The organism is Micromonospora sp. NPDC047753 (assembly GCF_040642735.1).
GTDB lineage: Bacteria > Actinomycetota > Actinomycetes > Mycobacteriales > Micromonosporaceae > Micromonospora.
This window is the reverse complement of sequence record NZ_JBEYSL010000237.1, coordinates 1-9,834: the sequence shown is the minus strand read 5'-3', so window position 1 is coordinate 9,834 and position 9,834 is coordinate 1. Positions and strand designations below refer to the sequence as shown.

General features: G+C 70.2%; 11 protein-coding genes and 1 pseudogene. 6 read left to right on the top strand and 6 right to left on the bottom strand.

Annotation, left to right across the window (positions count from 1 at the left end):
* The 3 genes and pseudogenes from ABZ749_RS20085 to ABZ749_RS20075 all read left to right on the top strand — a co-directional run.
* Nucleotides 1-779 (top strand): annotated as a pseudogene (locus ABZ749_RS20085) (ribonucleoside-diphosphate reductase subunit alpha); the annotation flags it as partial.
* 56 nt (nt 780-835) lie between these two features.
* Entirely contained in the window at nt 836-1,831 is a 996-nt protein-coding gene (locus ABZ749_RS20080; RefSeq protein WP_355010116.1) for a ribonucleotide-diphosphate reductase subunit beta, read from the top strand.
* 177 nt (nt 1,832-2,008) lie between these two features.
* Complete coding sequence (locus ABZ749_RS20075; RefSeq protein WP_357229856.1) at nt 2,009-2,506, top strand: N-acetyltransferase family protein; 498 nt, start codon at nt 2,009-2,011, stop codon at nt 2,504-2,506.
* Between the two features lie 25 nt (nt 2,507-2,531).
* Here ABZ749_RS20075 and ABZ749_RS20070 read toward each other — a convergent pair whose 3' ends face one another.
* Entirely contained in the window at nt 2,532-2,885 is a 354-nt protein-coding gene (locus ABZ749_RS20070; protein ID WP_357229854.1) for a TraR/DksA C4-type zinc finger protein, read from the bottom strand.
* A 117-nt stretch (nt 2,886-3,002) separates the two neighbouring features.
* Between ABZ749_RS20070 and ABZ749_RS20065 the strand changes: the two genes are divergently transcribed.
* The gene (locus ABZ749_RS20065) at nt 3,003-3,593 is read left to right on the top strand and encodes a TetR/AcrR family transcriptional regulator (protein WP_357229852.1); all 591 of its coding nucleotides are present in this window, start codon (nt 3,003-3,005) and stop codon (nt 3,591-3,593) included.
* Nucleotides 3,594-3,714: 121 nt separating this feature from the next.
* On the top strand, nt 3,715-4,065 hold the full coding sequence (locus tag ABZ749_RS20060) for a DUF1330 domain-containing protein (RefSeq protein ID WP_357201402.1): 351 nt from the start codon (nt 3,715-3,717) through the stop codon (nt 4,063-4,065).
* On the opposite strand, the gene ABZ749_RS20055 is transcribed toward ABZ749_RS20060, so the two are convergent.
* From ABZ749_RS20055 to ABZ749_RS20035, 5 genes are all read right to left on the bottom strand, one after another.
* Complete coding sequence (locus ABZ749_RS20055; RefSeq protein ID WP_357229850.1) at nt 3,958-5,340, bottom strand: ferritin-like domain-containing protein; 1,383 nt, start codon at nt 5,338-5,340, stop codon at nt 3,958-3,960. The two genes, ABZ749_RS20060 and ABZ749_RS20055, sit on opposite strands and share 108 nt — an antisense overlap.
* Nucleotides 5,337-6,182: a PhnD/SsuA/transferrin family substrate-binding protein gene (locus ABZ749_RS20050; protein WP_357229848.1), complete on the bottom strand. Its 846-nt coding sequence runs from the start codon at nt 6,180-6,182 to the stop codon at nt 5,337-5,339. Before ABZ749_RS20050 ends, ABZ749_RS20055 begins: the two co-directional genes overlap by 4 nt.
* The gene (locus ABZ749_RS20045; RefSeq protein ID WP_357229846.1) at nt 6,182-7,351 is read right to left on the bottom strand and encodes an acyl-CoA dehydrogenase family protein; all 1,170 of its coding nucleotides are present in this window, start codon (nt 7,349-7,351) and stop codon (nt 6,182-6,184) included. The genes ABZ749_RS20050 and ABZ749_RS20045 overlap by 1 nt, the downstream gene beginning before the upstream one ends.
* Before the next feature lie 77 nt (nt 7,352-7,428).
* Nucleotides 7,429-8,373: an ion transporter gene (locus tag ABZ749_RS20040; RefSeq protein WP_357229844.1), complete on the bottom strand. Its 945-nt coding sequence runs from the start codon at nt 8,371-8,373 to the stop codon at nt 7,429-7,431.
* 94 nt (nt 8,374-8,467) lie between these two features.
* The gene (locus tag ABZ749_RS20035) at nt 8,468-9,304 is read right to left on the bottom strand and encodes an alpha/beta fold hydrolase (protein WP_357229842.1); all 837 of its coding nucleotides are present in this window, start codon (nt 9,302-9,304) and stop codon (nt 8,468-8,470) included.
* A gap of 64 nt (nt 9,305-9,368) precedes the next feature.
* On the opposite strand from ABZ749_RS20035, the gene ABZ749_RS20030 reads away from it, so the two are divergent.
* The coding region (locus ABZ749_RS20030; protein WP_357229840.1) for a helix-turn-helix domain-containing protein at nt 9,369-9,834 on the top strand (466 nt) is incomplete at its 3' end.

The window sequence follows — 9,834 nt, the reverse complement described above, 5'->3', positions numbered from 1 at the left end:
ACTCGCCGGCCGCCCGCGAGCTGTCCACCCGGATCAGCGAGGAGCTGTACCTGACCGCGCTGGAGACCTCCGCCGACCTGGCGCGCGACTTCGGCGCGCATCCGTCGTACCCGCAGACCCGGGCCGCGCGGGGCCAGCTCCAGCCCGACCTGTGGGGTGTCGAGGGTACGCAGACCGCGCGGTGGGACGCGCTGCGCGAGCGGGTCGAGGCGTACGGGCTGCGCAACTCGCTGCTGGTGGCGGTCGCGCCGACCGCCACCATCGCCTCGATCGCCGGGTGCTACGAGTGCATCGAGCCGCAGGTGTCCAACCTGTTCAAGCGCGAGACCCTGTCGGGGGAGTTCCTCCAGGTCAACACCGCTCTGGTACGCGAGCTGAAGGCCCGCGGTCTGTGGACCGAGCGGATCCGTTCGGCGATCAAGCGGGCGGAGGGGTCGGTGCAGGACATCGCCGAGTTGCCGGTCGGCGTACGGGAACTGTTCCGCACGGCATGGGAGCTGCCGCAGCGGGCGCTGATCGACCTGGCCGCCGCCCGTGCCCCGTTCATCGACCAGTCCCAGTCGCTGAACCTGTTCCTGGCGGCACCGACCATCGGCAAGCTCTCCTCGATGTACCTCTACGCGTGGAAGGCCGGGCTGAAGACCACCTACTACCTGCGCTCGCGGCCCGCGACGCGGATCCAGCAGGCCACCGTCAGCGCCGTCGCGCCCGTCGTCGTCGACGCCGACGCACTGGCCTGCTCGCTGGAGAACCCCGAGTCGTGCGAGGCCTGCCAGTGACTCTTCCCGAGGCCGCCACGACCGACACCAGCACCACCGACACGAGGACCACGCACATGCTGCTCGACCCCGGGATGGACCTCACTCTCCGCCCGATGCGCTACCCGCACTTCTTCGACCGGTTCCGCGACGCGATCCGTAACACCTGGACCGTCGAGGAGGTCGACCTGCACGCAGACCTCGCCGACCTGGACAAGTTGTCTCCGGCCGAACGGCACCTGGTCAGCCGCCTGGTGGCATTCTTCGCCACCGGTGACACGATCGTCGCCAACAACCTGGTGCTCAACCTCTACCAGCACGTCAACAGTCCGGAGGGTCGCCTCTACCTGTCCCGCCAACTGTTCGAGGAGGCCGTGCACGTCCAGTTCTACCTCAACCTGCTCGACACGTACGTGCCCGACGAGACGGAGCGTTTCGAGGCCTTCGCGGCCATCGAGAACATCCCCTCGATCCGGCGTAAGGCCGAGTTCTGCTTCCGGTGGATCGACTCTCTCAGCGACCTGCGGGAGCTGCGGTCCCGCGAGGACCGGCGCACGTTCCTGCTCAACCTCATCTGCTTCGCCGCCTGCATCGAGGGGTTGTTTTTCTACGGCGCGTTCGCCTACGTCTACTTCCTGCGTTCCCGTGGCCTGCTGCACGGCCTCGCCTCGGGCACCAACTGGGTGTTCCGCGACGAGTCCATGCACATGGCGTTCGCGTTCGACGTCGTCGACACCGTTCGCGCCGAGGAGCCGGACCTGTTCGACGACGACCTCGCCGACCAGGTTCGCCGGATGCTCACCGAGGCGGTCGAGTGTGAGGTGCAGTTCGCCGAGGACCTGGTGGGCCACGGCGTGCCCGGTCTGACCTTGGCCGACATGCGGGAGTACCTCCAGCACGTCGCCGACCGCCGCCTCGCCCAGCTCGGCATCGCGCCGCACTACGGGTCGAGCAACCCGTTCGGCTTCATGGAGTTGCAGGACGTGCAGGAGCTGTCCAACTTCTTCGAGCGGCGGGTGTCGGCGTACCAGGTCGGGGTGACCGGCACCGTCGCCTTCGACGACGACTTCTAAGGACCTCGGTCCCTGCGCTTCCGTTGATCTGGTGATGAAAAGTAGCTTGAAGGCGACCTCGACAGCTACTTCTCATCACCTGATCAAGGAAGTGGCCCGTTCAGCTGTGAACCTGTGAGTAAGTCAGGCAAGCAAGCCGAGACGGGGGTGGTCGCCTGCCCGGAAAGGAACGTGCTGATGGTCGACATCACCGTGCGGCCCATGACCGACGCCGACGCCGACCGGGTCCTGGCGATCTACCAGGCCGGCCTGGACACCGGTGACGCCAGTTTCGAGGTCACCGCGCCGGGCTGGGCGGCGTTCAGCGCCGCCCGGCTGAGCGGGCACCGGTTCGTGGCCGTCGACCCGGGTGGAACGGCGCTTGGCTGGGTCGCCGTCTCGCCGACCTCGACCCGCGCGGTGTACGCCGGTGTGGTGGAGCACTCCGTGTACGTCGACCCGGCCGCCCAGGGCCGTGGCATCGCCCGACTGCTGCTGGACGCGTTGATCACCTCCACCGAGGCCGACGGCGTCTGGACGATCCAGTCCGGGGTCTTTCCGGAGAACACCGCCAGCCTGGCGCTGCACCAGCGGGTCGGATTCCGGGTCATCGGCGTCCGGGAGCGGGTCGGTCGCCACCACGGACGCTGGCGCGACGTCATTCTGTTGGAACGGCGCAGCCCCACCATCGCCTGAGAAGTCCGCCGGTCGGCGGCGGCCGTCACCGTCGGGTGGCGCAGGCCACGCACGTACGTGCTGACGGGCGGGCAACCAGCCGTGCGGCGGGAATCGGGCGGCCACAGCCCTCGCACACGCCGTAGCTTCCGTCGTCGACCCGTCGCAGCGCGACGTCCAGCTCGGCCAGGCGTCGGCGGGTGGCGTCCAGGACGGCCGTGAGCTGCGCGCGTTCGAAGGCGATCGTGCTGCCCTCGGGGTCGTGCTCGTCATCGGCGTTGGACGAGCGGGACGCCTCGAAGAGGCTCCGGAGGTCGCCGTCCAGGGCGGTGGCCTGGGCCTCGGTCTGCTCGCGCAGTCGCAGCAGCTCCTCGCGGACCGCGCTGGAATCCCTGTTCATGGCCGCTCCACAGTACCTGAGGGATGACAGCGGTCACATCACTGGCATTCCGAGACGACCGGTCATATCGTGGTGTCTGTCAGCCAGTCGGACCCCTGGGCGGAAGGAGTGCACGAGATGCCACGACCGAAGTCGCCCACCTCCGCCGGAACCCGGCAACGGTTGTCCGACGCCGCGTTGGACCTGTTCCACCTGCGGGGCTACAACGGGACGAGCGTCCAGGACATCGTCGCCGCGGCCGGGGCGCCCAAGGGCACCTTCTACAACCACTTCGCCAGCAAGGAGGACCTCGCCCTGGACTCGGTGGCGAGATACTCCGCGGCGATGGGGCTGGAGATGCTCGACGAGAAGCAGGGCGGGACACCGCTTGAGCGGATCACCGATCATCTGAGATACGTCACCGGCCTCGGCGACACCATGGGTGATCGCGGATGCCTGCTCGGCAACTTCGCCACCGAGATCCCGGCGCACAGCGATGCCCTGCGCAACGCCGTCGACGCCGGCTTCGGCCGCTGGGTCGCCGCGCTCGCCATGGCGATCGAGCAGGCGCGGGCTGCCGGTGAACTGCACGGCGACGAACCTGCCACCGATCTCGCCGGCTTCGTCGTCTCCAGCTACGAGGGCGCGGCAGCCCGGGCGAAGGCATCCGGTGACCTGGCCGCCCTCCAGGAGTTCTTCACGATCACCACGGCCCGGATCCTCACCTGATCCGCGTCCGATCCCGTCGGTAACAGTCCGGGTCTTTCCATCCGGCGCGGCGTGTACCCAATCCAAGATGACCGGTCGTACGCCTTCGGCCGGGAGCAGCACCTGAATTGAGGAGTGAGACATGAGCACGTACCTGATCAATCACCTGCGTATCCCGGGCGGAGTGCCGACCGAGGAGTCCCTGCGTTACCTGGAGCAGGTGCAGGCCACCACCGAGGCGTACGGCGCCAAGTGGCTCGTCCTGGATGCCCAGGTGGAGGTCCTTGAGGGCAGTTGGCCCGGGTCGGTCGTGCTGATCGAGTTCCCCGACGCGGAGACCGCCAGGACCTGGTACAACTCGCCCGAGTACCAGGCGATCCTGGCGCTACGCGTCGACCACACCATCAACGACCTGGTCCTGGTGGACTCCGTCGGCCCGGACTTTACGGTGGCCGGCTACGCGCGTCAGATCCGCACCCTGCTCGGCCAGTGACCAGTTCTCGCTGACCTGCCGTACGCCGATCCCCCGCGCACCGCACGTCGTGCGCGGGGATCGGCTACATGAAGTTGCGGGTGTGCAGGGCGGAGAGCGCCGCCGCCTCGTCGGGCCGGAAACCCAGGCGGACCAGCCGGCGCTGACGGCCCTGGTCCATGGCGTGTTGCAGGCCCGCACCCGGTCGAAGCCGGCGGACACGTCGTCCGGGTGCCACCCACCCGCCGCGAGCACCACCAACGCGTCGAAGACGTCAGCGTTGAGGCCCGCCGTGTCGACGAGCGCGTCGTGACGGCGGTGGATGGCCGCCCGCAGCCGGTCTCGCAGCAGTGGATCCGACTGCGCCTGATGCTCCAGGTGTGCCATGCCGAACACCACGTGCCGGCGCTCGTCCTGCATGGCGAGCCAACAGATCCGGCGTGTCACCGGGTCCGGGGCGAACTCGTGCAGGAAGGACAGCAGATCGACGAAGCTGCCCTCGCCGAGCACGGAGAGCAGGAACGACGCCAGCGCGAAGTCCGACTCCGCGACGAGGGTGAACAGCGACTGCCGACCGCCGGCGGACGACGTGCCCAGCTCGGTGCCCCGCAGCAGTGCCCGCCGGCTGAAGACCTCCATGTGCCGGGCCTCGTCGGCCACCTGCACGGCGAGAAGCTGCACGACCTCCCGGAAGTGCGGGTGGATGCGCCCCACGAACCGGGCCGGCACGACCAGCGCTGCCTGCTCGTTCTCGACCAGGTACGTCATCACCTGCACCACCGCGGCCTCGACGTCGGCCGGCAACACGAACGGGTCGTCCCACGGCACCGCGGTCTGCGGGTCCCACTGTCGCGCGGCGGCCTGCGCGTACAGGTGGGGGGCGATGTCGGCCCAGACCAGGTCGCGGTCGTCCAGATCGAACCGGGCTTCGGGACCACCGGCCTCCAGGAGCGCGCCACGGGCACCGAGCCCCCATCGTGCGGGTGGCCGGCTACTGAGCGCCGACGGCAGGGCCGGCCCGGCCCGCTCCGCGCCGAACCAGCGGTCGTCGTCCACCGACCCCCGGATGACGACGGCGACCAGGTCGCTCCGGTCACCCCGATCCGGCCACTCGACCCCGTGGCCCCGGCCACGACACCAGGCGGGCAGGTGTACGCGCAGCGCCGGGTCGCGACCGGAGACCGCCAACCGGCCGCCCGGCGGCAACCCGGCCAGGGCGCGCTGCACCAGCAGGTGTGCGCCCCGGCCGAAACCCAGCACACCCAGGTCGAGCGCGGCGACAGGTGTCGCGCTCACGGCCGGTAGTCCGTGGCCGTCACCCGCCCGTCGGGGGAGTAGAAACCGCTGGTGTCGACGGCGTCGGCGAGGACGTCGTACCCCGTGGTGCGGCCCTCCCGCCAGGCCGTCAACCCCTCCAGGTCCAGCAGCGGCCGCACCTGCGGATCGGCGTACGACATGCCGAGCAGGAGCGTGCCGAAGAGCCGGACCCCGTCGGACTCCGGTGCGCGGACCGTCATGTTGCAGTGGTCGTAGCGTGCGGTCTGCGCCACGATCCGGGTGCCCTCGGGCGGTAACGTGCCCTCCTGGACGAACGCCAGATGGTTGGCGTCGATCATGCAGGCGGCGTCGACCTCCCCGGCCACCAGGGCGCGGGCGGCGTCGCGCTCACCGCCGATGTGGTCGCCGTGCAGGCCGACACCCACGTCGAAGCGGCGTACGTCGACAGTGACCCCGCGCGTGGCGAGGTGATCCAACGGGATGAGCGTCGCCTGTGGACTGTCGACCGCCCCGACGGCGACCACCCGTCCGGCGAGGTCCGCGAGTTGACGCACCGGCGAGTCCGCACGGACCACCACGACCGAGGTGAGGTCCTGGTCGGTGTCGCGCATGGTGAGCGCGCGTATGGCAGTGCCGTTGGCTGACGCTAGCCGCTCGGCCCGCAGGTAGCCCAGGGGAGAGTTCCAGGCCGCGTCGATCCGCCCGGCGATGAGATCCTCGACCTGGCGCTCATAGTGGGAGTAGAGGACGAAGTCGAAGTCCAGGCCCCGCCCGCGCAGCCAGGTGCGGAAGCCCTCCCAGATGGTCACCACCTTCGGGTCGTACGCGACAGCGCCCAGCAGGACGGTTGGCGCAGGCATCAGCGGTTGGCCTCGTCGAGCAGTGGCAACCCGGTGGCGACCCGACCGACGAAATCGTGCAGGGCGTCGGTGGTCGGTGCCATCACCCGGGCCGCGCGGGCGTCCCGGAAACGGCGCTCGAGGCCCAACTCCTTGCGGAAGGCGCTGCCGCCGCAGAGCTGCAACGCGCCGTCGGTCACGTCGGCGACGGTCTCGCCGGCGAGCGCCTTGACCTGGAGCACCCGCAGCATCGCGTCGTCGCGGCCGGTCTCCAGGGCGGTGAGCGTGTCACCCAGGAAGGCCCGCAGCGCGTCGGTGCGGATCATCAGCCGGGCGAGGTCGCGTCGGGTGACGGGCGCGTCGCGCAGGGCGGCGCCGGTGTGCGCGAGCGTGGTCCTGGTGAGATGTCGGCCGGCCTCGGCCACCGCGCTGTCGGCGAGACCGAGACAGAAGGCGGCGTTGAGCACCAGGAACCAGGGCAGGACCGCGCCGAGCGCGGTGTCGAGCCCGGCACCGTCGGCCGCCATCCTCGCCGTCGACGGAACCCGCAACCCGTCGGCGGTCATCGGGCGGGAGCCGTTGCCCCGCAGGCCCAGCCCGTCGAAGTCGCCTGCCACGCTGAGGCCGGCGCTGTCGGAAGGCACCAGCCACAGCGTCATCGGGCCGACGTCGGGGGTCAGCGGAAGGCTCGACCAGACGTAGCTGTTGGCCTCGCCAGCCGCGGTGACCCAGCTCTTCCGGGCGTCGAGGCGGACCGTGTCACCGTCGGCCGCGGTAGCGGTGCCGGTCGGCGACCAGAAGTGGCTGCGCGAGCCGTACTCGGAGAACGCCAGCGTGGTGAGGTGATCGCCGGCGGCGATGGCCGCGCGGACGTCTCGTGGACCGTGCGCCTCGATGACGGCGGTCGCCGCGTAGTGCATGAGCACCACCATCGCGGTGGATCCGCACTCGGCGGCCAGCCGTTCGATCACCTCGGCGACCGCCCGCATGCCGTGGCCCGCGCCGCCGACCTCGGGCGAGGAGGCCAGGCCGAGGAGGCCGGCCGCGGCGAGAGCATCGACACCCGGACGGGGGAAAGCCCCGTCCCGATCGACGATCGGCGCCTGCGTGCGAATCACGTCCTCGATCACCGTGCCGAGCGTGTCCGTGGAATCGGTGGCGGTCTGGGCATTGTCGACGCTGGCCGTCATGCCGGTACTCCTTCAGGAGGGCCGATGGGACCTCCGCCGACCCTATCCGAACGCGAGAACGCAGCGCGACCGTCGAATCACCGTCTGGCGCGGGCGTTGTCCCGGTGGGATCGGCCGTGCCCGTCGTCGCGGTCGATGCGCAACTCGCGTTCCAACTCGGTGATGACCGCCCGCAGATCGTCCAGTCGTTGGGTGAGCGCGATCCGGTCCACCTCGTCCGGTACGCCGTCGCCGTCCTCGTCGTATCCGGGGGCCAGTCGCTCGGTCATCTCCAGCCGGCGGGCCTCCTCCATGGAGTTCACGATGACCGCGATGAGGATGTTGAGCAGCAGGTTGACGGTGATGACCACGTAGCTGACGTAGTAGAGCAGTGTCCACGGTGAGATCGCCATGCCCTGCTCGATGAGGTCCGGCAGCGTCTCCAGAGACAACAGCACGAACAACGTCAGCAGTGACCGGCCGATGTCGCCGTACTCCTGCGGATACCTGTTGCCGAAGATGAGCCAGCCGGCCATCCCGTAGACGTAGAGCGTCACCACGGCCAGGGCGAAGAACCCGGTGACGCCCGGCAGGCTGCGCCACAGCGCGGAGACGATGGTCCGCAGACCTGGCGAGAACCGCACCAGGCGGACCATGCGGACGACCCGGACGACCCGTAGCAGCGCCGGGTCGCCGTGCAGGCCCGGAATGAAGATCGCCGCGATCACCACGAAGTCGAAGACGTTCCAGCCGTGCCGGAAGAAGTCCTGCGGGCGTCTGCCGTACGCCGCCAACCGGATGGCGATCTCGACGACGAAGACGGCTCGGAAGAACAGCTCCAGCCCGTGCAGCACGGTGCCCGCCGGGCTCAGGTCGTCGTACGTCTCCAGGCCGAGCACGATGCCGTTGGCGAGGATGACCACGACGATGGCGATCTCGAAGGGGCGGGACCGGGCGAGCTGGTCGCACCGGTCGGCCCATCCCGAGCGCGGGCCCGGTGTGGACGGCCCACCCCGGGGGGCGGGCACGGGTGCGTCACTCACCAGTCGGCCGGCTCGATCGTGTGGCGGTGCGAATGGTGTGCGGGCATGCCCACCAGCCTAGCCAAGATCAAGACGGTGGAGGTCGCGCGACCGCTCAGGAGTGGGGCGTCCGCTCTGTCGTCACGGGCGCGGCGAAGAAGGCGGCGAGTGGTTCGACTGTTCTCGGGTGCGCCCGGTTGATGGCGTCGTGCCCGCTGCGCGGGATGGTCAGGGTCCGGGCGTGCGGCAGCGCGCGGGCCAGCGCCTCGTTCTGGCGCACGTAGTAGGGCGGGCCGTCGGCCCCGCAGGCCAGCAGCACCTCGGCGCGCACCCCGGCCCACCGGGTGGCCGGGCCGTCGTGCGCCAGGATCAGCGCCGCCTCGTCCAGCGTCGTCGGCAGCAGCTCGCCCATGGTCCGGCCGATCGGCGTACGCAGGAACGCGCGGATGATCGCGGTCCGAATGCCGAGTGGGAGTTTCGCCGCCGCCATCTGCGAGTTGATCCCGGCGGTCGTGATGGCGAGGCTGCGGGCGGTGTCGCCGGCCCGTGCCGCCGCCCGGGCCGGCGCGAGCCAGCCCGACGGGAAGCTGCCGTCGATCGAGACGGCGGCGTCGTAGAGGGCGAGCCGGTCGATCGGCAGTCGGAGCGCGGCTTCGAGCGCCAGGAAACCGCCGCCGCTGTGGCCGATGACGTTGCCGGACCCGGTGTGCTCCAGCACGGCGGCGAGGTCGTCGACCTCCTGATCCGCGGTGTAGGGCATCGCCCTCGGTGGCGCGTCGGCCCGTCCCCGTCGGTTGTAGAGGTGAACGCTGAACCGGTCGGCGAGTGCCGCGGCCAGCCGCCGGTAGACGTCGATCGTCACGCCGCCGCCGTGCACCACGACGATCCCCGGCCCCGTCCCGGTTGAGTGCAGCACGATCGTCGCGCCGTCCCGTGCTGTGACCTGCTCCATGTCTGGTCCACCTTCTCCCGCCGACAAATAACTGCAAACGACGTTCGCAGTTTACAGTAGGTCAGTGAGCGACGCACCCGCGAGTACCGGCGACGGCGGCCCCGAGCCACAGTCGATCTGGAGCAGACCCGAACGCGGCAGCCGTGGCCCCGCCCCGGCACACAGTCGGGACGCCATCGTGGAGGCCGCCCTCGCCCTGGCCGACGCCGAAGGGCTGGCGGCGGTGTCGATGCGCGCGGTGGCCGCCTCGCTCGGCACCGGTGCCGGGTCCCTCTACCGCTACCTGTCGTCCCGCGACGACCTGTTGGACCTGATGACCGATCGGGCGGTGGGGGAGCTGCGCCCGTACCCGCAGGTGGAAGGCGACTGGCTGGAAACGATGGTGCTGCTGGGGCGACGGCAGTTGGCGCTGTTCGGTGCCCACCCGTGGTTGCCCGACGTGATCCATCGGCCCTCGGGCGCCGGCCCGGAGAGCCTGGCCTGGTTCGACAACTGCATAAGGGTCCTGGAGCCGGTGCGCTGCCCGGTGA